The following is a 25,539-nucleotide window of genomic DNA, read 5'->3' as shown; positions in this document are numbered from 1 at the left end:
GTCCAGCGTGACGCGTGCACATATCGGTGCCGGGTCGGCGGAGTTGCCTGCGTGTTAAGCACCGGGCGCACCCCGGGCCACCAGCTACGCAGACCGCCCGGGCCCGTCCGCCGGGGGCAGGAAGCGGTCGCCCCCCGGGTCCGTCTCCGGGGGCACCACCTGCTTCTCCTCGGCGAAGTGGCACGCCGAGGGGTGGACCGCGGGCCCCGCCGCCCCGCGGAACGCCTCCGGCACCGCGAGCAGCGGCACCTCCTGGGCGCACCGTTCCCGCGCCTTGAAGCAGCGGGTGCGGAAGCGGCAGCCGGACGGGATGTTGGTCGGTGACGGCACGTCACCGGCGAGGATGATCCGCTCCCGGTGCTCGCGCGCCTCGGGGTCGGGCACCGGCACCGCGGACAGCAGCGCCTGGGTGTAGGGGTGGGTGGGGTGGTCGTAGATCTGCTCGTCGGTGCCGATCTCCACGATCCGGCCGAGGTACATCACCCCGACCCGGTCCGAGATGTGCCGGACGATCGACAGGTCGTGCGCGATGAAGACGTAGGAGAGGTCGAACTCCTTCTGCAGACCGGCCAGCAGGTTGATCACCTGCGCCTGCACCGAGACGTCCAGCGCGGAGACCGGCTCGTCGGCGACGATCACCTCGGGGCGCAGGGCGAGGCCCCGGGCGATGCCGATGCGCTGGCGCTGGCCGCCGGAGAACTGGTGCGGGTAGCGGTTGATGTACTCGGGGTTGAGCCCGACGACGTCGAGCAGCTCCTGCACCCGCCGGCGCCGGTCGCCCTTGGGCGCCACCTCGGGGTGGATCTCGTAGGGCTCCCCGATGATGTCGCCCACGGTCATCCGGGGGTTGAGGGAGGTGTACGGGTCCTGGAAGACCATCTGGATGTTGCGGCGGACGGCCTTCAGGGCGCGGCCGGACAGCTTGGTGACGTCCTCGCCCTTGTACCGGATCACCCCGGCCGTCGGCCGCTCCAGGTGGACCAGCATCTTGGCGACCGTGGACTTGCCGCAGCCCGACTCGCCGACGATGCCGAGCGTCTCGCCCCGGCCGAGGGCGAAGTCGACGCCGTCGACGGCCTTGACCGCGCCGATCTGCTTCTTGAACAGGACGCCCTGCGTCAGCGGGTAGTGCTTGACGAGCCCGTCGACCTCCAGAATCGGCTCAGGCATGCAGGCACTCCCTCCAGAAGTGGCAGGCGCTGCCCCGCGTCCCGGAGACCTCGTACAGCGGCGGCACGTCCGTGCGGCACACGTCCTGCGCCATCGGGCAGCGCGGGTGGAAGGGGCAGCCCGGCGGGATGCGCATCAGGTTGGGCGGCAGGCCCTTGATGGCGTACAGCTCCTGGCCCTTCTGGTCCAGGCGCGGGATGGAGTCGAGCAGGCCCCGGGTGTAGGGGTGGGCCGGCGCCTTGTAGATGTCGTGGACCGGCGCCGACTCCACGATCCGGCCCGCGTACATCACGGCGATGCGGTCGGCGACGTCCGCGACGACGCCGAGGTCGTGGGTGATGAGGATGAGCCCCATCCGGTACTCGCGCTGCAACTCCGCGAGCAGGTCCATGACCTGGGCCTGGACGGTGACGTCGAGCGCGGTGGTCGGTTCGTCGGCGATGATCAGCGCGGGCTCCAGGGCCAGCGCCATGGCGATCATGATGCGCTGGCGCATGCCGCCGGAGAACTGGTGCGGGTACTGCTTGACCCGCTCCCTGGCCGCCGGGATGCGCACCCGGTCCATCAGCTCGACGGCCTTGGCGCGGGCGTCCTTGCGGGACATGCCCCGGTGCACGACGAACATCTCGCCGAGTTGGTCGCCCACCGACAGCACGGGGTTGAGCGAGGACAGCGCGTCCTGGAAGATCATCGCCATCTCGGCGCCGCGCACCGCGCGCCGCTCGTCCTTCTTCAGCGTGAGCAGGTCGCGGCCCTTGAACAGGATCTCGCCGCCGGTGATCCGCCCCGGCGGCATGTCGAGGATGCCCATCACGGCCTGCGCGGTGACCGACTTGCCGGAGCCGGACTCGCCGAGCACGGCCAGGGTCTCGCCCTCGTCGACCGCGTAGGTGACCCCGTTGACGGCCTTGGCGATCCCGTCCCGGGTGCGGAACTCCACGTGCAGGTCGCGCACTTCGAGCAGCATGGCGCCGTCACCTCAGCTTCGGGTCGAGGGCGTCGCGCACCGCGTCGCCGAGCATGATGAACGCCAGGACGGTGACGGCCAGGGCGCCCGAGGGCCACAGCAGGGCGTGCGGGGCGTTGCGGACGTAGGGCGAGGCCGCCGAGATGTCGATGCCCCAGGAGACGCTGGGCGGCTTCAGGCCGACGCCGAGGTACGACAGGGTCGCCTCCAGCGCGATGTAGGTGCCGAGCGCGATGGTCGCCACGACGATCACGGGGGCCACGGCGTTGGGCGCGATGTGCCGCAGCAGCAGCCGGGAGTTGGAGGCGCCGAGGGCACGGGCGGCCTGGACGTAGTCGTTCTGCTGGGCGGTGATGACCGAGCCGCGGGCGATGCGGGAGATCTGCGGCCAGCCGAGCAGCACCATGAACCCGATGACCGGCCAGACGGTGTTGCTGGTGACCACCGACAGCAGCACCAGGCCGCCGAGGACGACCGGGATCGCGAAGAAGATGTCGGTGATCCGGGACAGCAGCGAGTCCCAGGACCCGCTGAAGAACCCGGCGAGCCCGCCCAGCACGCTGCCCAGCACCGCCACGCCCAGCGTCGCCAGGACGCCGACCGTGACGGACGTGCGGGCGCCGTACACGGTGCGCGTGTAGACGTTGCAGCCCTGGCCGTTGTACCCGAAGGGCGCGCCCGGCCCGGAGCCCTGCTGGGCCTTGGCGAGGTCGCACTTCAGCGGGCTGCCGGAGGTGATGGCCCCGGGCCACAGGGAGATGAAGACCAGGAAGAGGATGACGAGGACGGAGATGATGAAGACGGGGTTGCGCCGCAGGTCGCGCCAGGCGTCGGACCACAGCGAGCGCGGCTTGTCGGCCGGCCCGGTGCCGTCCGGTCCGCCGGGGGTCTTCTCCAGGCTGACGGCCTCGCTGGCGCCCAGGTCCATGGCGCCGCCCATGCCGGTCCCGGCGATCGCGCCCTCCGGCTCGTACGGCTGCTCAGGCATAGCGGATCCTCGGATCGAGAACGGCGTACAGGAGGTCGACGACCAGGTTCGCCACCAGGAAGACCAGCACCAGGACGGTCACGAAGCCCACGACCGTCTGGGTGTTCTGGCGGAGGATGCCCTGGTAGAGCTGGTAGCCGACGCCGTGGATGTTGAAGATGCGCTCGGTGACGATCGCGCCGCCCATGAGCGCGCCCACGTCGGTGCCGATGAACGTGACCACCGGGATCAGGGAGTTGCGCAGCAGGTGCCGGGTGACGACCCGGTGGCGCGGCAGGCCCTTGGCGATGGCCGTGCGCACGTAGTCGGACCGCTTGTTCTCCGCGATGGAGGTGCGGGTCAGGCGGGTGACGTAGGCGAGGGAGACGGAGGCGAGGACCAGGCCGGGCACGATCAGCTCGCTGAACGTCGCCTCCGGTGAGACCGACGGTTTGATCCAGCCCCACTTCACCCCCAGCAGCAGCTGGAGCAGCAGGCCGGTGACGAAGGTGGGCACGGAGATGACGACCAGGGTCAGCAGCAGGACGCCGGTGTCCTCCGGGCTGCCGCGGCGCAGCCCGGTGATGACGCCCAGGGTGATCCCGATGACGATCTCGAAGAGGATCGCCACGATGGTCAGCCGGATGGTGACCGGGAACGCCGACGCCATCAGCTCGGTGACCTCCTGGCCGTTGAAGGCCGTGCCGAAGTCGCCGGTGAAGACGTTGCCCATGTAGGTCAGGTATTGCTGCCACACGGGCTTGTCGAGGCCGAACTCCTTCTTGAGCTGGGCGGCGGTGGCGGGGTCGCACTGCCGCTCGCCGCACAGGCCCGCGATGGGGTCGCCCATCACGTTGACCATCAGGAAGATCAGCAGCGTGGCCCCGATGAACACGGGGATCATCTGGAGCAGCCGCCGGACGACGTAGCGCCCCATGGCGGATCAGCCGACCTTGATCTCGTTGTAGACGGGGACCGAGAACGGGTTGAGCTTGACGTTGGACAGCCGCTGCGAGTAGCCGGCGCTGCCGTTCTGGTACCAGAGCGGGATGGCGGCCATGTTGTCGCGGACGACCTCCTCGGCCTTCTGGAAGGTCTGCACGGCCTTGCCCGTGTCGGTCTCGGAGTTCGCCTGGTTGACGAGCTGGTCGAACTGCTTGTTGGACCACTTGCCGTCGTTGGACGAGGCGTTGGTGTAGTAGAGCGGCTGGAGGAAGTTCTGGATCAGCGGGTAGTCCATCTGCCAGCCGGCCCGGAACGGGCCGCTCATCTTGCGCTCGGTGATCTGGTTGCGGAAGTCGGCGAAGGTGCCGATCGGGTTGCCGACGCACGCCTTGGTGTTGCCGAGCGCGTTGTTGATGGAGTTGCAGACGGCGTCCACCCACTGCTGGTGGGAGCCGGTGTCGGCGTTGTACGAGATCTTGACCTGGCCGCCGGGTAGGCCGCCGCCCTCCTGGATGAGCTTCTTGGCCTCGCTGGGGTTGTAGTCGCAGGCGTCGCCGCACAGGCCGTCCTGGAAGCCGCCGTCCTTGCCGAGCACCGGTGAGGTCCAGTCGGTGGCCGGGGTGCGGGTCTTCTGGAAGATCGTCTCGGTGATCTGCTTGCGGTTGATCGCCATCGACAGGCCCTTGCGGACCTTGTCCGAGTCCGCCTTGTTCCACTGCGGGTCGTAGAACGGGAAGGCCAGGGTCTGGATGATGCCGGCCGGGGTGTTGAGGTAGCGGTCGCCCAGGTCGTTCTTGGCGTTCTTCAGCTGGGCGGCGGGCACGTCGTCGACGAGGTCGAGGTTGCCGGCGAGCAGGTCGGTGTAGGCGGTGTTGTTGTCGGTGTACACCTTGAGGGTGACGCCGCCGTTGTCGGCCTTGTCGTCGCCGGGGTAGTCCGCCCACGTGCGCAGCTCCATCTGGGAGCCCTTGGTGTACGACTGGATGGTGTACGGCCCGTTGCCCACGGGCTTGGACAGCCAGCCGGAGTGGTCGGAGAAGAACGCCTGGGGCAGCGGGGCGAAGGCGACGTAGCCGAGGGTGTCGGGGAACGTCGAGAACTTCTGGGTCAGCTTGACGGTGAAGGTGCGGTCACCGGTGACCTTCAGCCCGGAGAGCGTGGTGGCGGTCTGCTTGCCGCTGTCCGGGTGGACCTTGTCGTAGCCCTCGATGTAGCCGAAGAAGTAGGCGTTCTTCTGGTTGTTCTTCAGGCTGGCGCCGTAGTTCCAGGCGTCGACGAAGGACTTGGCGGTGACCTTCTCGCCGTTGCTGAACGTCCAGCCGTCCCTGACGGTGATGGTGAAGTTCTGCGAGTCGGTGGTGTCGATCTTCTCGGCGAGCATGTCCTCGGCCGCCCCGGTCTCCGGGTTGTACCGCTTCAGCCCGCGGAAGAGCATGTCGAGCACCTTGCCGCCCTGCACCTCGTTGGTGTTGGCCGGCTCCAGCGGGTTCTGCGGGTCGCCCCAGGAGGCGCTGAGCACCGCGCCGCTGTCGCTGCCGCCGGAGCCACCCCCGCCCCCGCAACCCGTCGCCACCAGGGCGACCGCCGCCGCGCCCGCGGCCCACCTGGCGTGCCTGGCTCCGCGCATGGATGCCTCCTCTTGGGTCCACCGATCTCCACCGTTGCCTTATCGGCCAATATCGGCGCAAAGGGGGTGCCTCGCATGCGCGCCTCGGCCATTCGGCGGTCACGGGGAGGAACCAGGGGAAGCGGGAAGGCCCGCAGAACACGACGTGGGGCCGGGGAGTGTTCCCCGGCCCCACGTGTGCCGTCCGCGCGCCCCGCGCGCGGTCCGGTGCGTTACTGCGTCGCGTCGTCCTCGAGGGCCGCGAGGGCCGGGTCCAGGACGATGTCCTCGCCGCGGTCCTCGGTCGTCGGGTCCTCCGGGAAGTGGCACGCCGTCAGGTGGCCGCCCCGGTTGCCGGACAGCTGGACCAGCGGGGGCTCCTCCGTCGCGCACTTGTCCTGCGCCTTCCAGCACCGGGTGCGGAAGCGGCAGCCGGACGGCGGCTGGATCGGGGAGGGCACGTCGCCCGAGAGCCGGATGCGCTCACGGCCGTCGTCCTCGCCGTCGATCTCGACCTCGGGGACCGCGGACAGCAGGGCGTGGGTGTAGGGGTGCCGGGGGCGGTTGTAGATGGAGTCCCGGTCGCCGACCTCGACCACCTTGCCCAGGTACATGACCGCGATGCGCTGCGAGAAGTGCCGGACGATCGCCAGGTCGTGCGCGATGAACACGAAGGCGATGCCCAGCTCGTCCTGGACCTTCTGCAGCAGGTTCACGACCTGCGCCTGGATCGACACGTCCAGCGCGGAGACCGGCTCGTCGGCGATGATCAGCTTGGGGTTGAGGGCGAGCGCCCGCGCGACCCCGATGCGCTGCCGCTGGCCGCCGGAGAACTCGTGCGGGAAGCGGTTGTAGTGCTCGGGGTTGAGGCCCACCAGCTCCAGCAGCTCGCGGACCCTCTTCTCGCGCCCGCCGGCCGGGTCGATCCCGTTGACCTCCATCGGCGACTTGATGATCGTGCCGACGGTCTGCCGCGGGTTCAGCGAGGAGTACGGGTCCTGGAAGATCATCTGGATCTCGGACCGCACCGGCGCCAGCTCCCGCCGCGAGGCGTGCGTGATGTCCTGTCCGGCGTAGGTGATCCGGCCGGCGGTCGGCTCCAGGAGCCGGGTGATCAGCCGGCCCGTCGTCGACTTGCCGCAGCCGGACTCGCCCACCAGGCCGACGCTCTCGCCGACGCCGACCGAGAGGTCCACGCCGTCGACGGCCTGGACCGCGCCGACCTTGCGCCGGATCGGGAAGCCGCCGTAGATGGGGAAGTGTTTGGTCAGCCCCTCGACCTTCAGCAGCGTCTCGGTCGACGGAGAACCGGCGTCGGCGGAGCCCTGCTGTGCGGGGAGGGTGAGGTTGTCGCTCATGTCTCGGATCTCCCTAGCGCAGCCGGGGCTGGATCTTGTCGATGAAGATGGACTGCTTCTGCTCCGCCGTCAGGTGGCACGCGGCGGCCCGCCCCTCGCCGAGCGGCGGCCGGCTGTCGGTGCACAGGGTGCCCGGGACCTCCGACCGGAAGGCGCAGCGCGGGTGGAAGGGGCAGCCCGACGGCGGGTTGAGCAGCGAGGGCGGCGAGCCCGGGATGGGGGTGAGCGCCTGGTGGATGTCGCTGTTCAGCCGCGGCATCGAGCTGAGCAGGCCCCAGGTGTACGGGTGCCGGGGCGCGCCCAGCACCTCCTTCACGCTGCCCCGCTCCACGGCCCGGCCCGCGTACATCACCAGCAGGTCGTCGGCCATCTTGGAGATGACGCCGAGGTCGTGGGTGATGAAGACGATCGCGGAGCCGAACTCCTGCTGGAGGTCCTTGAGCAGGTCGAGGATCTGCGCCTGCACGGTCACGTCGAGCGCGGTGGTCGGCTCGTCGGCGATCAGCAGGTCGGGGTCGCACATCAGCGCCATGGCGATCATGGCGCGCTGGCGCATGCCGCCGGAGAACTGGTGCGGGTAGTCGTCGAAGCGGACCTTGGGCTGCGGGATGCCGACCTTGGTCAGCATCTCGATCGCGCGGTCCCTCGCCTCCTTCTTGGAGGCGCCCTTGTGCTTCATGAAGGGCTCGGACAGCTGCCGGCCCACCGTGTAGTACGGGGACAGCGCGGTCAGCGGGTCCTGGAAGATCATCGCCATCTTGTTGCCGCGGAGCTTCTCCAGCTCCCGCTCGCGGGCGGTGATGAGCTCCTGGCCGTCCAGCACGATCTCACCGTCGATGGTGGCGAACTGCGGGTTGTGCAGACCGAGGATGGTCAGGTTCGTCACCGACTTGCCGGAGCCCGACTCGCCGACGATGCCGAGGGTCCTGCCCCGCTCCAGGTCGAAGGAGAGCCCGTCGACCGCCTTGACGATGCCGTCCTCGGTCCTGAACTGGACGCGCAGGTCGCGCACGGAGAGGAAGGCCCCGGCGTCGGCCGAGGTGGGAGCCCCCGATTCCTTGGTGAGAGTGGTCACAGAGAGCTCCTAGGACAGCCGCACGCGCGGGTCGATGAACGCGTAGCACGCATCGACGATGATGTTGAACAGAAGGATCATGGCGGCCGAGAACAGCATCACTCCCAGCAGCAGGGGGAGGTCGCTGAAGTTCACCGCCTCCACGGCCAGCCGCCCGAGGCCCGGCAGGCCGAAGGTGAACTCGGTGATGATCGCTCCGCCCAGCAGCGAGCCGATGTCGATGCCGAAGATGGTCACGATCGGGATGAGCGAACCCCGCCAGGCGTAGCGGAAGAACACGTAGCCGCGGGACATGCCCTTGGCGCGGGCGGTCCGCACGTGCTCCTCCTGGAGCTGCTCGATCATCGACGAGCGCGCCATACGAGTGTACTGAGCGGCGAAGATCGTCGAGAGCACGGCCCAGGGGATGATCAGCCCGGTGAACCAGTCCGCGGGGTTGTCCGTGAAGGGCGTGTACGTCGGCTGGTCGAACAGGTGCATCTGGAAGACCAGCAGGGCCAGGACGAGCGGGCCGAGGAAGTAGATCTGCATGGAGCTGAGGACCATCGCGCCGGCCGTGAAGGTCTTGTCGACGACCGTGCCGCGCTTCCAGGCCGCGAGCAGACCCGAGCCGAGACCGACGAGCAGGAAGAGGACGGCGGAGCCGATGGCCAGCGAGACCGTGGTCGGCAGGCGGTCGATGAGGGTCGTCCAGACGTTCTCGTTGGTGTGGTACGAGTAGCCGAAGCACGGGGCGGGGCAGGGGCCCTGGGCGAAGTCGTCCCGGCCCACGAAGAGGCCCTGGAGGAAGATCCAGAACTGCTCCGGGATCGACTTGTCGATCCCCAGCGTCTTGTGGATGTTGGCCAGGGCGTCCGGTGTACAGGTCTTGCCGCACATCAGCAGCGCCGGATCGCGTGGCATGCCGAAGAAGAGCAGGAACGCGACCACGGTCAACAGGACCAGGATCACGACGGCGCCGAGTGTCCGGCGGAAGATGAAGCGCAGCATCAGGAGGCAGCTTTCGGGCGTGGGAAGGCTGTGCGGTCAGGGGGCGCCCCGCCGGACGGCGGGGCGCCCACAGGCACCGTGGGAGGTGGAGTCGGTTACTTCACGAACAGCCTGCGCGGGTCGACGCCACCGAGGACGTCGTCGTACACGAGGCCGCCGACCTTCGAACCGGCGATCTGGGTCTGCTTGTAGTAGCCCGTCGGGATGTTGGAGACGACATCCTTGACGATGTACTCGCTGACCTTGTTCCACTCCTCAGCGGCCTTGACCGGGTCCGTGATCTTGTTGACCCGGTCGATGTCCGCGTTGACCTTCGGGTCGTTGATGTGCGCGTAGTTGGCGGCGCCGTCCTGGATGACGCGGCCGTCGTACAGCGGCGGGACGACCGTCGAGGCGCTCGGCCAGTCGGCACCCCACGCGGTGTGGTAGATGTCGAAGTTGTTCTTGACCTTGCCGATCTGGTCGTAGTACGTCTCGGCCGGGATCTCCTGGCGCTGGACGTTGAAGCCGGCCTTCTGCAGACCCGCCGCCATGGCGGTGGAGTACTGCTGGCCCTCCGGGGTGTTGATGTAGCCGAAGGTCAGCTTCATGCCGACCTTGCCGGCCTCCTTCAGGAGCGCCTTGGCCTTCACCGGGTCACCGGCCGGCTTCTTCTTCTTGCCGAACGGGTCGAAGCTCGGGTTGTAGCCGGAGACGGTCGGGCTGATCAGACCGCCGGCGACCTCCATGGCCTGGGCACCGCCGTAGGCGCGGACGAAGGGCGAGATGGGCAGCGCGTAGGCGATGGCCTCGCGGACCTTCTTGTCCTTCATCTCCGGCTGGGACATGTTGATGTCCATCTGGCCGACGTAGGGCTGGTAGCCGGAGACCACGCGGGACTTCAGCTTCGGGTCGGCCAGGACCTTGGACAGGTTGCCCGCGTCGACCTGGTTGTTGAAGCTGATCGAGGTCGCGTTGACGCCCGAGTCGTCGAGCAGCGTCTTGGTGGAGTCCTCGTACTGCTTGTTGAAGAGGAAGTTGAACTGGTCGACGTACTGGTGGCGGATCGGGTCCGTCTTCGGGTCCCAGTTCGTGTTCTTGACCAGCGTCATGGACTTGCCCGACTTGAAGTCCGCGATCTTGTAGGGACCGGCGGTCATCGGGGCCTTGTCGTACTTCTCCTTGGTGTCCTTCTTCTGCGACACCACGGAGTAGCCCGCCATGGCGAGCGCGTACGGCAGGTCCGGCTTCGGCTCCTGGAACTTGAAGACGATCGTCTTGTCGTCCGGGGTCGCGAGGACGGTGTCCGGCAGGTGCTTGCCGCCGTACGGGCCGCCCTTGAGGAGGCCGCGGTACTCGGTGCCCGGGGTGTTGGCCATCCACTGCTGGATGTACGTCGGGCCGTTGGAGATGAACGGCGCGAAGAGGCGCTCGAAGGTGTGGCGGACGTCAGCCGAGGTGATCGGCGTGCCGTCGGCCCACTTGACGCCGTCCTTCAGCTTGTACGTCCAGGTCTTGCCGCCGTCGGTGGTGGTGCCGCTGTCGGTGGCGAGGTCACCGACGACCTCGTGCTTGGCGCCGTCGTCGCTGGTCGCCTTGTAGCCGGTCAGACCGCGGTGGATGATCGAGGAGAGGGAACCCTCGTCGGAGACGTAGATCTGCGCCGGGTCGAGGTGGGCGTAGGAGTCCCGCTGCAGGACGGTCACCGTGCCGCCCGCCTTGGCGCCGGGCACCTCGGCAGCCGGACCGACCGAGTCCTGCGCCTTGCCGAACTCGATGGAGGACTGCTGCCGCTTGGCGTTCTCCGTGTCCTTCTCGTTGCTGGCCCCGCCCTTGCTGCCACCGGAGCTGCAGCCGGTGAGCGCAAGCGCTCCGGCCGCGAGCACGGAGATGGCGGCGTACGTGTGGCGTCCACCCTTACCCATCACTCGGTTTCCCACCCATCCATGTGTCACAACTGCGATGAAATGAAGCGTCGTCCGCGGCGGCGAGATCGCCGCCGCGAACTGGTTCGGGCAGGATGCCCATCCCGTCGGTCAGCGAGCCGTCTTGGGGTCGAAGGCGTCGCGGACCGAGTCCCCGAGCAGGTTGAACGCCACGATGAAGATGATCATGGAGATACCCGGGAAGAACATGTACGTGATGTCGTTCTGCATCACGAGTTCGGTGGACGCCTTGGAGAACATCTGTCCCCAGTCGGGCGTCGGCTCGACGAGACCCACGCCGAGGAACGAGAGGCCGGCCTCGGCCGTGACGAAGGCCGGGAGCATGTACGTGGACTGCACGAGGATCGGCGTGACCACGTTGGGCAGGACTTCCTTGCGGATGATCCGCCACGGCGAGGCCCCGCTCACCCTGGCCGCCTCGATGAACTCGCGGCCGGCCAGCGAGAGCGCGGTGCCGCGCAGGATGCGGGCCAGGCTCATCCAGCCCAGGACCCACTGCACGGCGATCAGCGCAACCACCCGGACGTAGACCGGCGTCTCGTCCTTGGGGTCGACGAAGAGCGAGACCACGACGGGCATGCTGGCGATGAAGAACAGCTGCGCGGGGAAGGCGAGGAGGAAGTCGACGACCCGGCTGACGACGAAGTCGACCTTGCCGCCCATGTAGCCCGCCATGACACCGAGGAGGACGCCGGTGAGGACCGTCGCGAGGGTGACGGCCACCGAGATGCCGAGCGAGTTCCGGATGCCGTAGAGCAGCTTGGTGAAGACGTCGTACCCGTTGCCGGGTTCGAGACCGAACCAGAACTCGCCGCTGATGCCGCCGTTGGGCTGCAGCGGGACACCCGCGCTGTCGAACAGGTCCGGGCGCTCGTCGGCGAACACCGTGTACGGGTCCTTGCCGTAGAGCTTCGAGATGACGGGCGCCAGGAGGCCCACCACGAAGAAGAAGACCACGACACAGGCCGAGATCACGCCGACGCGGTCCCGCTTGAAGCGGATCCACATCAACTGGCCGGGGGAACGACCGACGAGTTCCTTGCCCTTGTCGGTCTCGGCGGCCGTCGACGCCACCTCGGGGTCCAAGGCGACCGCAGACCCGGGGCCCTCGGCCTTGGTTGGACTGGTCATGTGTGTTCTTCCCCCGCGGGGTAGGAGAGTTGAGCGCAGCACAGATACCGGCAGGTTCTGTGGTTTGGGGGAACTGTCGCCAAAACGTTCAACGCGCGTCAAGGGCGGAAGACATAGGGATCTCCCTACGGTCCACATTTTGAGCAAAAATTGCGGAGACTGACACCTACGCGCGCTTGACATGCGAGATGAACAAACGTCAAATCGGGCATAACGGAGGCAATTTGCGTTCACATGTCCGAAACACGATCGGCCGGTCACCGATTTCCGGACGGTTACTCATCAGTCGTCCGTCGCGTCTCCGTCGACCCCCTCCGCCCCGCCCCGGGGTACGCCGACGACCCGGCCCTCTCCCAGGGAGAGAACCGGGTCGTACGACTCGTTGCGGGGGCTCGGCTCAGCCGTGCTTGGCGCGGCTCGCCGCGCGGGCGCGCTCACGCTGGTCCAGCGCGACCTTGCGGATGCGCACGGCCTCCGGGGTCACCTCGACGCACTCGTCGTCGCGGCAGAACTCCAGGGACTGCTCCAGCGACAGCTTGCGCGGCGGCACGATCGACTCGGCCACGTCGGCCGTGGACGACCGCATGTTGGTGAGCTTCTTCTCCTTGGTGATGTTCACGTCCATGTCGTCGGCACGCGAGTTCTCACCGACGATCATGCCCTCGTACACCTCGGTGCCGGGCTCCACGAAGAGCACGCCGCGCTCCTGGAGGTTCGTCATCGCGAACGCCGTGACGGCACCCGAGCGGTCCGCGACCAGCGAGCCGTTGTTGCGGGTGGTCAGCGTGCCGAACCAGGGCTCGTGGCCCTCGTGGATGGAGTGGGCGATGCCCGTGCCGCGGGTCTGGGTCAGGAACTCCGTGCGGAAGCCGATCAGACCGCGCGAGGGCACCACGAACTCCATGCGGACCCAGCCGGAGCCGTGGTTGGACATGTTGTCCATCCGGCCCTTGCGCACGCCCATGAGCTGCGTGACCGCGCCCATGTGCTCCTCGGGCACGTCGATCGTCATGCGCTCGACCGGCTCGTAGACCTTGCCGTCGACGTCCTTGGTGACGACCTGCGGCTTGCCGACCGTCAGCTCGTAGCCCTCCCGGCGCATCGTCTCGACCAGGATGGCGAGGGCCAGCTCACCGCGGCCCTGGACCTCCCAGGCGTCCGGGCGGTCGGTCTCCAGCACGCGCAGCGAGACGTTGCCGATCAGCTCGCGGTCGAGCCGGTCCTTGACCTGGCGGGCGGTGACCTTGCGGTCCTTGACGGCCGCCTTGGCGTCCGCGCCCTTGCCGGTGCCGCCACGGCCGACCAGCGGGGAGGTGTTGGTGCCGATGGTCATCGAGATGGCGGGCTCGTCCACCGTGATCAGCGGCAGGGCCACCGGGTTCTCGGGGTCGGCCAGCGTCTCGCCGATCATGATCTCCGGGATGCCGGCGACGGCGCAGATGTCACCCGGGCCGGCCTTCTCGGCGGGCTTGCGGGTGAGCGCCTCGGTCATCATCAGCTCGGAGATCCGCACGTTCTGCACGGAGCCGTCGCGCTTCATCCAGGCGACGGTCTGCCCCTTCTTCAGCTCGCCCTGGTGCACGCGCAGCAGCGCGATGCGGCCGAGGAAGTTGTCGGCGTCCAGGTTGGTGACGTGCGCCTGGAGCGGGGCGTCCTCCTCGTACGTGGGAGCGGGGATGTGCTCCAGGATCGTCGAGAAGAACGGCTCCAGGCTGTCCGAGTCACCGGGGACGGTGCCGTCGGCGGGCTTGGTCAGGGAGGCGACGCCGTCCCGGCCGCACGCGTAGACGATCGGGAACTCGATCTGCTCCTCGTCGGCGTCCAGGTCGAGGAAGAGGTCGTACGTCTCGTTGACGACCTCGTCGATCCGGGCGTCCGGACGGTCCGTCTTGTTGATGCACAGGATGATCGGCAGCCGCTGGCTGAGCGCCTTGCGCAGCACGAAGCGGGTCTGCGGCAGCGGGCCCTCGGACGCGTCCACGAGCAGCACGACGCCGTCGACCATCGACAGACCGCGCTCGACCTCGCCACCGAAGTCGGCGTGGCCGGGGGTGTCGATGATGTTGATCGTGATGGGCTCCCCGCCGTCCTTGGGGTGGTACTTCACCGCCGTGTTCTTGGCGAGGATCGTGATGCCCTTCTCACGCTCCAGGTCGTTCGAGTCCATCATCCGGTCGTCGACCGAGTCGAGCTGGTGGGCGGCGAAGGCACCGGCCTGCTTCAGCATGCCGTCGACGATGGTCGTCTTGCCGTGGTCGACGTGCGCGACGATGGCGACGTTGCGGATGTCGTGACGTGTTGCGGTCACTGCCATGAGGTGGCGTACTCCCGGAGTGTGAGGAAAGCCCGGCGCGTACGTCTGTGGGGCGCGGGCCCTGCCGGGCTGAACGTGCCACGGCCTCACCCCATGGTACGGGGCGATCGCGCCAGGGGCTTCCTGGCCCGGTGACGCCGGGGCGGGGCCGCCCGCAGGACGGCCCCGCCCGAGCCGGTACGACCGGCCCCGAGCACCCCTCGACCTGGGGCGCTCCCCGCTGATGCCTACTTCTGCGACGGGCTCGCCACGTCCCGCACCGCGCCCTTCTTCAGGAAGCCCATGTCCTCGTACACCGGCGTCCCGAACCCGAAGGCGCCCGCGTTCACCAGGCCCTTGCGGGCGGCCACCAGCTGCGGCCGCTGATACAGCGGAATCGATCCTGCCGCCGCCCAGATCCGGCTGTCCGCCTTGCGCAGCAGGTCCCGCGCCGCGTCCTCGTCCAGGGTGGCGACGGCCCGGTCGAACAGCTGGTCCACCTGGTCGGTGCCGACCCGCGTGTAGTTCTGCTCCACGGTCAGCGACCCGTCCGCGGCCGGCACGGGCTTGGCGTAGATCGGCCGCGCGTCGGTCGCGGGGAAGGCGCTCGCGGGCCACGAGTACAGGGCGAGGTCGTACTGCCCGGACGCGATGTGGTCCTTGAAGTAGCTCGCCTCGGACACCTTGGTGATCTGGGTGCGGATGCCGACCTTCACCAGCATCGAGGAGATCCGCTCGGCGACCGCCCGCAGCGTCTCGGAGCCCTCGCCCGAGGGCAGCACGAATCGCAGGTTCAGCGCCTTGCCGTCCTTGGCGAGCACCCCCGAAGCCGAGCCGGCCGGCGCGGCGGTGCCCTTCGGGGCGTAGGCGCCGGCCACGCCGCCCTGCCGCAGCTCCCGGCCGACCCACTGCCGGCCGTCCTGGGCGAGGTGCCGCCCGTCGTTCCCGCTGCGCTGGTCCTTGCCGTCCCCGCCGCCCGCGCGGTGCCCCTTGTCGTCCTCGCCGACGATGTACGTCCCCTCGTCGTCGTCCGCGTCGTCCTTCTTGCCGGCCTTCGGGGAGCTGCTGCTCTTCGCGCCCCGGTCGGACTTCTCGCCCTCTCCCCCGGCCGCCTTCTCCGTCTTCACCTCGTCGACCGGGCCGCCCGGCACCCAGCCGGCGTCCCCGAGCAGGGCCCGCGCCTCGGCGGTGTCCTGGCCGCCGAGCGCGCCGCTGTTGTCGGCGTAGACCGACTGGCCGGACAGGGCGAGGTGGCTGCCGACCGGCTCGGCGGGCAGGCCCAGGGGCCTGAGCACCAGCTTCGCCAGCTCCTTGCGGTCCAGTGCCCGGGCCACGGCCCGGCGCACCCGCTCGTCGGCGAGCGGGCCCTCGGAGCCGTTCAGGGCGAGCTGGGTGTACGCCGGCTCCAGCGAGCGGCGCACCTCCAGGTCGCGCGAGGCGTCCTGGGCGGCCGCCGCACGGGAGGCCTTGCCGTCGGAGCCCTCCTGGTCGTCGCCGTCGTCGCTCTTCTTCTCGCCGTCGGTCCTGTCGCCGTCGGACTTCTTCTCGCCGTCGGTCTTCTTCTCGTCGGACTGCTGCTCGTCGTCCGTCTGCTGCTCGTCGTCGGCCTTCCCGCTTTTCTCGCTCGGGTCGGCCTTTCCGCTCTTCCCGCTCTTCTCGCTCTTGTCGCTCTTCTTCGCCCCGCCCGTCCCCCCGCCGGCTCCCGGCGCCGACGCGTCCGCGCCCGCCGATCCCTTCGCCGCCGTCTCGATGCGGCGGGCGTCGGCCGGGTCGACCTCGGCGAGGTCCAGCTTCCCGGCGGCCAGGGCGGACGCCCGGTCCTCACGGGGCACGGCCGTCAGGACGATCTCGGACAGCTTCGCCGGCCGCCCCCACCAGCGCGGGTTGCGCGCGAGGGTGACCGTCTCGGCCTTGCGGTCGACCTTGCGGAGCGCGAACGGCCCGGCCGTCACCTTCAGCGTGCGGCGCGCCCCGTCGTTGAACGCGTCGGGCGTGCCCATCACGTCCTTGGGGTACAGCGGCGAGAACAGCGAGCGCCAGTCGGCGTAGGGGCGCGCGAAGGTGACCCGGACCTCCAGGTCGTTGCGGCCGCGCTCGACCTTCTCGATGCGGTCGTAGCCGGCGTTGCGGGCGGTCCAGTAGGCGCTGTCCTTGCCGGACAGGGCGCGCCACTGGGCGGCGAAGTCGGCGGCGCCGATCTCGCGGCCGTCGCTCCAGACGGCCTGCTGGTCGAGCCGGTACAGGACGACCTGCTTCGGCTCGGTGTCCACGACCTTGGCGGACTCCAGGTAGTCGGCGTCGCGCCGGGGCCGTCCGGCCGCGTCGAGGCGGTACATCGCCGGGAGCACGGCCTGGGCGACCCGGTTGGTGGTGGCGTCGGCGTCGGCCTGGAAGGAGTTGAAGGTCTCGGGCACGTCGTCGACGGCCCAGTGCAGCGTGCCGCCGTCGGCGACCCGGGCGCGGGCGGCCGAGGCGATGTCCTGGGCGGCGAGGGGCTTGCCGGCCTGGTCGTCGGAGCCGCAGGCGGCCAGCAGGGGGACCGCGAGCACGGTCGCGGTCAGAAAGGTGACCGAGCGCATGACCGCGCGCGGTCCGAGGCCGTCGTGGGACATCTCTGCTACCTCCGGCTCCGCGGTGTTCGGGACTTCCCGGGCGTGCTGCCGGGTCTTTTGATCAAGTGGGTGATCACTTTTGGCGGTATATGGAGCTGATCAGATCTATCGGCGTACGTCGGCGAGTGAAGAGGAAAGGGTTCAGCGGACGGCGGCGACACGGCGGGGCGGGGCGGAACGCCACCCGTGCGGCGCAACACCCTTCGGCCCCGCAGGCGCGGTATCCAGCCGGTGCACACCCGTACGCCCCCTATTTCGCTGCACGTCCCTTCCCAGCGGCCGGTGTGACGCGCGACACTCTCAGGCGCATGAACGCCCCCCGTCCAGGGCCCCGGGCCCGCGGAAATGAGGTGCACGTCATGTCCGTGAACGACGACCTGGCTTCGATCCAGCGCTGCATGGACGAGCTGCTCCGGTCGGTCGGCCGACTCGAGAAACAGGTCGGTGGCGGCGGTCTGGAGATCCGCCGCGTCCGCACCGACGCCCAGCACCTGCGCGAGAGCGTCGCCCTGCTCCGGCAGGCCGCCGCGACCCCGGTCGTGGCCGCCGTCCCGGAGCTCGTGACCATCTCCGACACCCCCTACGACGTCAGCCTGTGGACGGACTCGGACGACGAGGGACTCGGCGCCCGCGACCGTCGCGCCCCCTGAGCCGACCGGAGTCACCCGTGGCCACTGGTACGGAACCCCCTGCCACCGAACCCGCCCGGGCGCGGGGCGGTGTCCGCGGCGCCACGCGCGCCGCGATCGCCGCCCCCCACTTGCGCACCGACCGGTGGTGGCTGGCGCCCGCCGCCACCACCGCCGGTCTGCTCGCCTTCGTCGTCTACTCGACCTGGCGGGCCTTCGCGGACTCGGACTACTACGCGGCGCCCTACGTGTCGCCGTTCTACTCGCCGTGCCTGGCCGAGCGGTGCAGGCCGATGCACGCCGGGCCCAACTGGGAGGTGTTCGGCGGCTGGTGGGGGATCTCCCCGGCGATCATCATCCTGGTCTTCCCGCTGGGCTTCCGCCTGACCTGCTACTACTACCGCAAGGCCTACTACCGGGGCTTCTGGGCCTCGCCCCCGGCCTGCGCGGTGGCCGAGCCGCACCGGACGTACACCGGCGAGACCCGCTTCCCGCTGGTCCTGCAGAACCTGCACCGGTACTTCTTCTACGCGGCGGTCGTCGTCGCCGGGATCCTCACCTACGACACCGCGCTCGCCTTCCGCGACGAGCACTACGCCTGGGGCCACATGGGCCTGGGCACCCTGGTGTTCCTGGCCAACATCGTGCTGATCTGGGCGTACACCCTGTCCTGCCACTCCTGCCGGCACATCGTCGGCGGCAAGCTCAAGCACTTCTCCCGGCACCCCGTGCGCTACCGGATGTGGCAGTTCGTGGGCCGGCTGAACGCCCGGCACATGCTGCTCGCCTGGGCGTCGCTGGTCAGCGTGGCGCTCGCCGACCTCTACGTCTGGCTCGTCGCGTCCGGGGCGTTCGACGATCCGCGTTTCTTCTAGTGAGCAATTTCCCGTGAGCACAGTGCGCGTTCCCGTCCGTCACCCGTGTGTCCGGTGCGTCTAGTGAGTGGGGCCTGCTGATGTCCGTGGTCGACCGCCAGGAGTGGGACGTCGTCGTGGTCGGGGCCGGCGGTGCCGGTCTGCGGGCCGCCATCGAGGCCCGCGAGCGGGGCTGCCGTACGGCGGTGGTCTGCAAGTCGCTGTTCGGCAAGGCGCACACGGTGATGGCCGAGGGCGGGATCGCCGCCGCCATGGCCAACGCCAACGAGCACGACAGCTGGCAGGTGCACTTCCGCGACACCCTGCGCGGCGGGAAGTTCCTCAACCAGTGGCGGATGGCCGAACTGCACGCCCAGGAGGCCCCGGACCGGGTGTGGGAACTGGAGACGTGGGGCGCGCTGTTCGACCGCACCAAGGACGGGCGGATCTCCCAGCGCAACTTCGGCGGGCACGAGTACCCGCGCCTCGCGCACGTCGGCGACCGCACGGGCCTGGAACTGATCCGCACCCTTCAGCAGAAGGTCGTCGCCCTCCAGCAGGAGGACTTCCGGGAGACCGGCGACCACGAGGCCCGGCTGAAGGTCTTCCAGGAGTGCACGGTCACCCGGGTGCTCAAGGACGGCGACCGCGTGTCGGGCGTCTTCGGCTACGAGCGGGAGTCCGGCCGCTTCTTCGTCCTGGAGGCACCGGCCGTCGTGATCGCCACGGGCGGCATCGGCAAGTCGTTCAAGGTGACGTCCAACTCCTGGGAGTACACCGGCGACGGGCACGCGCTGGCGCTGCTCGCGGGCGCCCCGCTGCTGAACATGGAGTTCGTGCAGTTCCACCCGACCGGCATGGTCTGGCCGCCGTCGGTCAAGGGCATCCTCGTCACCGAGTCCGTGCGCGGCGACGGCGGGGTGCTGCGCAACTCCGAGGGCGACCGGTTCATGTTCCGGTACGTCCCCGACGTCTTCAAGGAGAAGTACGCCGAGACGGAGGAGGAGGCCGACCGCTGGTACGACGACCCGGACCACCACCGGCGGCCGCCCGAGCTGCTCCCCCGCGACGAGGTCGCCCGCGCCATCAACGCCGAGGTCAAGGCGGGGCGGGGCTCCCCGCACGGCGGCGTCTTCCTCGACGTGTCCACCCGGATGCCCGCCGAGGTGATCAGGCGGCGGCTGCCGTCGATGTACCACCAGTTCAAGGAGCTGGCCGACGTCGACATCACGGCCGAGGCGATGGAGGTCGGGCCGACCTGCCACTACGTGATGGGCGGCATCGCGGTCGACTCCGACTCGGCGGCGGCCCGCGGGGTGCCGGGGCTGTACGCGGCCGGTGAGGTCGCGGGCGGCATGCACGGCTCCAACCGGCTCGGCGGCAACTCCCTGTCCGACCTGCTGGTCTTCGGCCGGCGGGCGGGCCGGCACGCCGCCGAGTACGCGGCCGCACTGGCCGGGGCCCGTCCGCGGGCCGACGACGCGCAGGTCGACGCGGCGGCGGCCGAGGCCCTACGGCCGTTCTCCGCCGAGGCCGAGGCCGACGCCGCGCACGAGGACGCCGGGGCCGGCGGGCGCCCCCCGGAGAACCCCTACACCCTGCACCAGGAGCTCCAGCAGACCATGAACGACCTGGTCGGCATCATCCGCCGGGAGGGCGAGATGCGGCAGGCCCTGGTCAAGCTCGCCGAGCTGCGGGTGCGGGCGCGCCGGGCCGGCGTCGAGGGGCACCGCCAGTTCAACCCGGGCTGGCACCTCGCCCTGGACCTGCGCAACATGCTGCTGGTCAGCGAGTGCGTGGCGCGGGCCGCGCTGGAGCGCACCGAGTCGCGCGGCGGGCACACCCGCGAGGACCACCCGGCCATGGACCGCGCCTGGCGCCGGATCAACCTGCTGTGCACGCTGACCGACCCGACGGGCGGCCTCGCGGCCACCGGTGGCACGGGCGGCCTCGCCGCCACCGACCCGACGGGCGGACTCACCGCCGCCGACCCGGTGAGCGGCCGGATCCGCCTCACCCGCGAGACCACCGAACCCGTCCGCCCGGACCTGCTCGCCCTGTTCGACAAGGAGGAGCTGGTCAAGTACCTCGCCGAGGAGGAGCTGTACGAGTGAGCGGCTACCAGGCTCGATTCAAGGTGTGGCGGGGGGACGTGGACGGCGGCGGCCTGGAGGACTACCGGGTCGAGGTCGACGAGGGCGAGGTGGTGCTGGACGTCATCCACCGCATCCAGGCCACCCAGGCCCCCGACCTGGCCGTCCGCTGGAACTGCAAGGCCGGCAAGTGCGGTTCGTGCTCGGCCGAGGTCAACGGGCGCCCGCGGCTGATGTGCATGACCCGCATGTCGGTCTTCGACCGGGCCGAGACGGTCACGGTGACCCCCTTGCGGGCCTTCCCCGTGGTCCGCGACCTGGTGACGGACGTCGGCTTCAACTACCGGAAGGCGCGGGAGGTCCCGGCGTTCGTGCCGCCCGCCGGGCTGGGCCCCGGCGAGTACCGCATGATGCAGGAGGACGTGGACCGCCCGCAGGAGTTCCGCAAGTGCATCGAGTGCTTCCTGTGCCAGGACACCTGCCACGTGGTGCGCGACCACGAGGAGAACAAGACGGCCTTCGCCGGCCCGCGCTTCCTGATGCGGGTCGCCGAACTCGACATGCACCCGCTGGACGCGGCCGCGGACACCGGCCTGGACCGCGAACGCGCGGCCCAGGAGGTCCACGGCCTCGGCTACTGCAACATCACCAAGTGCTGCACCGAGGTCTGCCCCGAGGGCATCAAGATCACCGACAACGCCCTGATCCCCCTCAAGGAACGCGCCGTCGACCGTAAGTACGACCCCCTGGTCTGGCTCGGCTCGAAGATCAGGAGACGGGGCGCAGGAGGCTGAGCACCCGGCGCAGGTTGAACTCCGCGATGCCCCGCATCGCCCCCGCGTCCGGGAAGTCGCCGTCCAGCAGCCGCAACGGGCCCGCGACCAGCGACAGGTGCAGGGCGAGGCGGTACAGCCGCAGCCGGTCCCCGTCGAGCCCGGGGACGCGCAGCCGGTCATAGTGGGGCCCGAAGCGCAGCTCCAGGAACACGTGCTCCTGCTCGACGTCGAAGTACATCAGCCCCTCGACGTCGATGAGGACCGGGGCGCCGTCCGGGGCCACGAGTACGTGGTCGGGCCCGAGTTCGCCGTGCACCAGTGCGTGCCGGGTGCGCGGGCGCACCGCCGCGGCGAGGTGCCCGAGCCGCTCGGCCGCCTCCTCCCGCACGGCCGCGATCCGCGGGTCGCGCCCGGCCGCCTCCTCGACGTCCCGCAGCGCCCGGTCCCGTACGACCTGGACGCAGGACGTCCCGTGCGAGGAGCCGCCGGCGTCGACGACGGCGACCTTCCCGTAGGCCGCCGACGCGTGGGCGCCCAGGGCGCGGACCGCCTCGCCGAGCCGGCCCAGCGTGGCGGCGGCTGCGGCCGGGTCGCGGGCGAGTACCTCCTCCAGGCTGCCGCCGGTCACGTCCTCGACGACGGCCGCGTCCGTGCCGAGGTGCAGCAGGCGGGGCGTGCGCACACCCACGGCGGTCAGCCGGTCGTGGGCGGCAGCGAACAGGGCGGGCCCGGAGGCCGCCGAGAAGGGGTCCCGGGGGTCCGGGTGTCCGCCGTGGTCCCAGTAGTCCTCCTCCGGCGACCACACGTACGCGACGGCCGTCGCGCCGTCGTCGCAGCGCAGCCGGTACACGCCCTTCCTGCTGCCGCCGCGCAGCCGCTCGACGCCGTCGAGGGTGCGCCGTGGCCCCAGGGCGGTGCGGGCGAGGGGCGCCAGGTCGGCGGCGGTCAGGTGGCGTCGTACGCGGTCCATGCCCCTGAGTCTCACGGCCCGGGCCCGGCCGCGCCCCTCGTTTTCACCCGGCCCGGTCGCACCAACCTTCCCGGTACGCCGCCCAGTCGGAGTCCGTGGCCGCGAAGTCGACGTACAGGGCCACCCCGAACCGTGCGCGGCCGGCGTCCGTGCGGGAGAGGCCGAGGCGGGCGCCGCGGACGGCGGCCCGGGCGGTCTCCGCGTGGTTCCAGTGGCCGAAGCGGTTCTCGTGGTAGAAGGGCAGCCCCATCAGCAGGTCGGTGCCGGGCGGGGTGACCTCCAGGGCGAGCGAGGTCTGCTGGGCGACGTAGCCGCCGTAGGTGCTCTGCAGCGGCTGCAGGGTGTCGTACGACATGACGGCGATCTGGTCGACACGGTGCGCGACCTCGCCGAAGAACGCCTGCGACCACCACTTGGGGTGCCCGGCGACCGTGCCCCAGAAGGAGTGGAAGCCGGGCAGCGGGTCGATCTGGTGGGCGGCGACGGACAGCGGGACGTTCCGCGCGCGGGTCACGGCGTGCAGCCGGTCCAGCAGGCCTAGGTAGTGGCGGTCCCCCGAGTGCAGCGGCTCCAGGTCGAAGTGGGCGCCCTCGAAACCGGCGTCGAGGACCTGCCGGGTGGACCGGACGACGTGGGCGCGGGTGCCGGCGTCCGCCAGCCGCATCCCGGTCGGCCCCTCGGTGGCGAGCACGTCCCCGAGCCAGGCCTGCACCCGCACCCCGGGCATCTCCCGGTGCACCGCGCCCACCAGCCAACGGGCCTTCGGGTACAGCGAGGCGGGCAGCGTGCCGTCGTGTTCCAGCGGTCCCGCGTGCACGTAGAGGTCCTTGACCCCGGTGCCCGCGAGCCGCTCGGCCAGCGCGGCCACGTCGGCGTCGCCCTTGCGCCCGTCGACCCAGGCGTGCCCGAGCCAGAGGGCGTCCCGGCCCCGGGTGCGGGTGCCGTCGGCGGGGTCGCCGGCGTAGGTGACGCGCAGGGCGATCTGGGAGGCGACGAGGGGGAGCAGGACGAGGAGGAGCAGGGCGAGGGCGGTGCGACGGGCCCGGCGGGGCCAGGCGCGGCGGGGGGCGGTGGGTGTGCCGGTGGGGCCCTCGGCAGGGGGTGACGCTGCTGCCGGGGCGTCCGCTGCGGCTCCCGTCGCTGCCGCTGCCGACGCCTCCGCCGGTGCCCCTGTCTCCGTCGGCCGTTCCACCCGGTGTCCCTCCCCTGTCGCCCGGTCCACCGTCCCGCCCGGGTGCGCGGGCCCGCCGCCGCCCGGCCGTACCCCGGTCGCGGGGCCGTGGCCACGGCCCTACGCTCCCGAATGTGACGTCGCCCCTGTTCCGAGGCCGGCCGCGGCGTGCCGGGCCGCACCTGGCCGTGCGGGCGGCGCACGCCGCGCTCGGTGGTGCGGCCGGGTTCGTGTGGCTGGTGTTGCCGGGGATGACGCCGCCCGCGGACGCTCCGGTTGCGATCATTACGCCCTCACCTGCAGGCGGCACGGTGGGCACGGCTGCCGCGACCGACGCGACCGACGCGACCGACGCGACCGACGCGACAGACGCGACCGACGCGACAGACGCGACGGACGGTGACGAGACGTCCGGGGCGGACCTGGTCCTGCCCGTGGCGGTGGTGGGCGCGGCGGGCGCCCTGGCGGGCTACGGCTACGTACGCCGCAGGCGCCGGGCCCGGAGTCGTACGGCACCGGGTGCGGGGAGGCCGGGTGCCCCACGGGCGGCGGACGCGGAGGCTGCGGCACCCGCACACGGGGACGGCGAGGCGGCGGCACCCGGGCACGGGGGCGGAGAGGGCGACGGGGACGGCGTACCGGGGCTGGTCGACGCGGAGAACCGGCTGCTCGCGGCCCGCGAGGAACTCGCCTCCGCGGAGGCGCGCGGGGGCCCGGAGGCGGTGGCCCCCTGGGCCCGGGCCGTGCGCGACGCCGAGGCGGAACTGGCGTCGGCGTACGCGATGCGGCAGCGGTACGACGAGGGCGTACCGGCGGACGCGGCGGAGCGGCGGCACGCGCTGGCCGGGATCGCGGGCCGGTGCCAGGAGGTGGTCCGGACCCTGGACGCGGGGTCGGCGCCATGGTCGGTCCAAGCGGCGCGGCTGGCTGAGGCGTTGGAGGTCGCGGAGGCGCGGTTCCGTGAACTGACCGCCCGTACACCGGCGGTGGAGGCCACCTTGTCCGCGCTCCACGCCCGGTACGCGCCGGCCGCCCTCGACGCGGTGACCGGGTACCCGGAACTCGCCAAGGACCGGTTGGTGCTGGCGACCACCGAGCTCAACGGCGCCCGGCAGGCGAGCGACCTGGGTCGCCCCGCCGAGGCCACCGGGCACCTGCGCGCGGCCGAGGGCGCGATCGCCCGGGCCGGGGTGTTCCTGGCCGAGACCGACCGGTTGGCGCGGGACCTGACCGAGGCGGCCCGGCTGGTCCCGGCGGCGCTGACCGGAGCGGAAGCGGAACTGGCGGCCCACCGCGCGCCCGCTGCATCGGGGGGCGCCCCGCACGCGGCTCCGCTGCTGCTGCACGCCGACGCGGTCCTGGCCGCCGTACGCGCGGAGGTGACGTCGGGACGGCCGTACGACCCCCTGGAGCTGCTGCGGCGCGTCGTACGGGCGACGGAGCCCCTGTCCGCCGGCGAATCGGGGGTGCTGGCGGCCGCGGCGCACCTGACGGCGGCCGACTCCCTGGCCGCTGCGGAGGCGTTCCTCGTGACGCACCGGGAGGGCGTGCGGCTCACGGCCCGGACGCGTCTGGCGGAGGCCCGGCGTCTGTTCGCGCGCGGGAACGCGGCGACGCAGGCCGACCGGGTCCGCGCGGACGACCTGGCGCGGGAGGCGCGGGCGTCGGCGGAGCAGGACGTACGCCTGCGCGGCCACCAGTCGGCTGGGGCGCAGCAGCGCCCCGACGGTCAAATGGCGTGAATCTCACGCACGTTGTAGCGAAGTGGTGACGACTCCGAGGCACCCCGTGCACTTCTTTGTATGATGATCTGATCTTGACGCGAGTTGTCCGGTGAGGCGAGTCGGACGCACGGGGGTGAAGAACGCGTGATCAAGCCCGACGAGATCCCTCAGTTCACGGGGAACCTGTTCCAACTGGAGCTCGACCATGCCGCGTTGAAGAAGGACGCGGGAAACGTCCGGGACACGGGCAGTGATGTGCACTCCCAGTTCCAGGGGCTGTCGG

At 70.7% G+C, this 25,539-nt stretch carries 19 protein-coding genes; 5 read left to right on the top strand and 14 right to left on the bottom strand.

Translation table 11 applies throughout. The features are described 5' to 3' along the window. Nucleotides 1-84 precede the first annotated feature (84 nt). The 12 genes from AQJ30_RS21685 to AQJ30_RS21630 form a co-directional block, all read right to left on the bottom strand. Nucleotides 85-1,170 carry an ABC transporter ATP-binding protein gene (locus tag AQJ30_RS21685; RefSeq protein WP_067236656.1) on the bottom strand — a complete coding sequence of 362 codons (1,086 nt, stop codon included), beginning with the start codon at nucleotides 1,168-1,170 and terminating at the stop codon, nucleotides 85-87. After that, entirely contained in the window at nucleotides 1,163-2,137 is a 975-nt protein-coding gene (locus tag AQJ30_RS21680; RefSeq protein ID WP_067236653.1) for an ABC transporter ATP-binding protein, read from the bottom strand. Before AQJ30_RS21680 ends, AQJ30_RS21685 begins: the two co-directional genes overlap by 8 nt. A 7-nt stretch (nucleotides 2,138-2,144) precedes the next feature. After that, nucleotides 2,145-3,125, bottom strand: coding sequence for an ABC transporter permease (locus tag AQJ30_RS21675; RefSeq protein WP_067236650.1), 981 nt, complete (start codon nucleotides 3,123-3,125; stop codon nucleotides 2,145-2,147). Further along, complete coding sequence (locus tag AQJ30_RS21670) at nucleotides 3,118-4,041, bottom strand: ABC transporter permease (protein WP_067236647.1); 924 nt, start codon at nucleotides 4,039-4,041, stop codon at nucleotides 3,118-3,120. The genes AQJ30_RS21675 and AQJ30_RS21670 overlap by 8 nt, the downstream gene beginning before the upstream one ends. 6 nt (nucleotides 4,042-4,047) lie before the next feature. Beyond that, nucleotides 4,048-5,676 (bottom strand): peptide ABC transporter substrate-binding protein, encoded by a 1,629-nt coding sequence (locus AQJ30_RS21665; protein ID WP_067236644.1) that lies wholly within the window; start codon nucleotides 5,674-5,676, stop codon nucleotides 4,048-4,050. Between the two features lie 212 nt (nucleotides 5,677-5,888). Continuing rightward, nucleotides 5,889-7,013 (bottom strand): ABC transporter ATP-binding protein, encoded by a 1,125-nt coding sequence (locus tag AQJ30_RS21660; RefSeq protein WP_067236641.1) that lies wholly within the window; start codon nucleotides 7,011-7,013, stop codon nucleotides 5,889-5,891. Nucleotides 7,014-7,026: 13 nt separating this feature from the next. Then, nucleotides 7,027-8,088: an ABC transporter ATP-binding protein gene (locus tag AQJ30_RS21655; RefSeq protein WP_067236639.1), complete on the bottom strand. Its 1,062-nt coding sequence runs from the start codon at nucleotides 8,086-8,088 to the stop codon at nucleotides 7,027-7,029. A gap of 9 nt (nucleotides 8,089-8,097) precedes the next feature. Beyond that, complete coding sequence (locus AQJ30_RS21650) at nucleotides 8,098-9,078, bottom strand: ABC transporter permease (RefSeq protein ID WP_067236636.1); 981 nt, start codon at nucleotides 9,076-9,078, stop codon at nucleotides 8,098-8,100. 95 nt (nucleotides 9,079-9,173) lie between these two features. After that, nucleotides 9,174-10,982, bottom strand: a complete 1,809-nt coding sequence (locus tag AQJ30_RS21645) for an ABC transporter substrate-binding protein (protein ID WP_067236634.1) — start codon at nucleotides 10,980-10,982, stop codon at nucleotides 9,174-9,176. Nucleotides 10,983-11,093: 111 nt separating this feature from the next. Next, a complete protein-coding gene (locus tag AQJ30_RS21640; protein ID WP_067236631.1) occupies nucleotides 11,094-12,134 on the bottom strand; it encodes an ABC transporter permease in 1,041 nt (346 codons plus the stop codon). A 397-nt stretch (nucleotides 12,135-12,531) separates the two neighbouring features. Then, complete coding sequence (gene typA / locus AQJ30_RS21635; RefSeq protein ID WP_067236630.1) at nucleotides 12,532-14,448, bottom strand: translational GTPase TypA; 1,917 nt, start codon at nucleotides 14,446-14,448, stop codon at nucleotides 12,532-12,534. Nucleotides 14,449-14,675: 227 nt separating this feature from the next. Then, the gene (locus tag AQJ30_RS21630; protein WP_067236627.1) at nucleotides 14,676-17,039 is read right to left on the bottom strand and encodes an ABC transporter family substrate-binding protein; all 2,364 of its coding nucleotides are present in this window, start codon (nucleotides 17,037-17,039) and stop codon (nucleotides 14,676-14,678) included. Between the two features lie 359 nt (nucleotides 17,040-17,398). Between AQJ30_RS21630 and AQJ30_RS21625 the strand changes: the two genes are divergently transcribed. The 4 genes from AQJ30_RS21625 (at nucleotide 17,399) to AQJ30_RS21610 (ending at nucleotide 21,409) form a co-directional block, all read left to right on the top strand. Next, nucleotides 17,399-17,689: a hypothetical protein gene (locus AQJ30_RS21625; RefSeq protein ID WP_067236625.1), complete on the top strand. Its 291-nt coding sequence runs from the start codon at nucleotides 17,399-17,401 to the stop codon at nucleotides 17,687-17,689. Nucleotides 17,690-17,706: 17 nt separating this feature from the next. After that, nucleotides 17,707-18,543 carry a hypothetical protein gene (locus AQJ30_RS21620; protein WP_067236623.1) on the top strand — a complete coding sequence of 279 codons (837 nt, stop codon included), beginning with the start codon at nucleotides 17,707-17,709 and terminating at the stop codon, nucleotides 18,541-18,543. Nucleotides 18,544-18,623: 80 nt separating this feature from the next. Further along, nucleotides 18,624-20,636, top strand: a complete 2,013-nt coding sequence (locus AQJ30_RS21615) for a fumarate reductase/succinate dehydrogenase flavoprotein subunit (protein ID WP_067236621.1) — start codon at nucleotides 18,624-18,626, stop codon at nucleotides 20,634-20,636. Continuing rightward, entirely contained in the window at nucleotides 20,633-21,409 is a 777-nt protein-coding gene (locus AQJ30_RS21610) for a succinate dehydrogenase/fumarate reductase iron-sulfur subunit (RefSeq protein ID WP_067236619.1), read from the top strand. Before AQJ30_RS21615 ends, AQJ30_RS21610 begins: the two co-directional genes overlap by 4 nt. On the opposite strand, the gene AQJ30_RS21605 is transcribed toward AQJ30_RS21610, so the two are convergent. Next, complete coding sequence (locus AQJ30_RS21605) at nucleotides 21,384-22,361, bottom strand: phosphotransferase family protein (protein WP_211279056.1); 978 nt, start codon at nucleotides 22,359-22,361, stop codon at nucleotides 21,384-21,386. The genes AQJ30_RS21610 and AQJ30_RS21605 overlap by 26 nt on opposite strands. A gap of 43 nt (nucleotides 22,362-22,404) precedes the next feature. Then, nucleotides 22,405-23,553: a glycoside hydrolase family 18 protein gene (locus tag AQJ30_RS21600; RefSeq protein WP_107119656.1), complete on the bottom strand. Its 1,149-nt coding sequence runs from the start codon at nucleotides 23,551-23,553 to the stop codon at nucleotides 22,405-22,407. A 113-nt stretch (nucleotides 23,554-23,666) separates the two neighbouring features. On the opposite strand from AQJ30_RS21600, the gene AQJ30_RS21595 reads away from it, so the two are divergent. Then, the gene (locus AQJ30_RS21595; RefSeq protein WP_245727012.1) at nucleotides 23,667-25,274 is read left to right on the top strand and encodes an ATP-binding protein; all 1,608 of its coding nucleotides are present in this window, start codon (nucleotides 23,667-23,669) and stop codon (nucleotides 25,272-25,274) included. Nucleotides 25,275-25,539 lie beyond the last annotated feature (265 nt).

Origin of the sequence: Streptomyces longwoodensis (assembly GCF_001514125.1) — a bacterium.
In the GTDB taxonomy this organism is placed as follows: domain Bacteria; phylum Actinomycetota; class Actinomycetes; order Streptomycetales; family Streptomycetaceae; genus Streptomyces; species Streptomyces longwoodensis.
This window is presented reverse-complemented; position numbering and strand designations above follow the sequence as displayed.

Bases quoted from the DNA above. Each gene is read 5' to 3' on its own strand.
- AQJ30_RS21605 (WP_211279056.1), bottom strand. From the start codon at position 22,361: ATGGACCGCGTACGACGCCACCTGACCGCCGCCGACCTGGCGCCCCTC.
- AQJ30_RS21640 (WP_067236631.1), bottom strand. From the start codon at position 12,134: ATGACCAGTCCAACCAAGGCCGAGGGCCCCGGGTCTGCGGTCGCCTTG.
- AQJ30_RS21615 (WP_067236621.1), top strand. From the start codon at position 18,624: ATGTCCGTGGTCGACCGCCAGGAGTGGGACGTCGTCGTGGTCGGGGCC.
- AQJ30_RS21645 (WP_067236634.1), bottom strand. From the start codon at position 10,982: ATGGGTAAGGGTGGACGCCACACGTACGCCGCCATCTCCGTGCTCGCG.
- AQJ30_RS21630 (WP_067236627.1), bottom strand. From the start codon at position 17,039: ATGTCCCACGACGGCCTCGGACCGCGCGCGGTCATGCGCTCGGTCACC.
- AQJ30_RS21675 (WP_067236650.1), bottom strand. From the start codon at position 3,125: ATGCCTGAGCAGCCGTACGAGCCGGAGGGCGCGATCGCCGGGACCGGC.
- typA (WP_067236630.1), bottom strand. From the start codon at position 14,448: ATGGCAGTGACCGCAACACGTCACGACATCCGCAACGTCGCCATCGTC.
- AQJ30_RS21625 (WP_067236625.1), top strand. From the start codon at position 17,399: ATGTCCGTGAACGACGACCTGGCTTCGATCCAGCGCTGCATGGACGAG.
- AQJ30_RS21685 (WP_067236656.1), bottom strand. From the start codon at position 1,170: ATGCCTGAGCCGATTCTGGAGGTCGACGGGCTCGTCAAGCACTACCCG.
- AQJ30_RS21660 (WP_067236641.1), bottom strand. From the start codon at position 7,013: ATGAGCGACAACCTCACCCTCCCCGCACAGCAGGGCTCCGCCGACGCC.
- AQJ30_RS21665 (WP_067236644.1), bottom strand. From the start codon at position 5,676: ATGCGCGGAGCCAGGCACGCCAGGTGGGCCGCGGGCGCGGCGGCGGTC.
- AQJ30_RS21670 (WP_067236647.1), bottom strand. From the start codon at position 4,041: ATGGGGCGCTACGTCGTCCGGCGGCTGCTCCAGATGATCCCCGTGTTC.
- AQJ30_RS21650 (WP_067236636.1), bottom strand. From the start codon at position 9,078: ATGCTGCGCTTCATCTTCCGCCGGACACTCGGCGCCGTCGTGATCCTG.
- AQJ30_RS21680 (WP_067236653.1), bottom strand. From the start codon at position 2,137: ATGCTGCTCGAAGTGCGCGACCTGCACGTGGAGTTCCGCACCCGGGAC.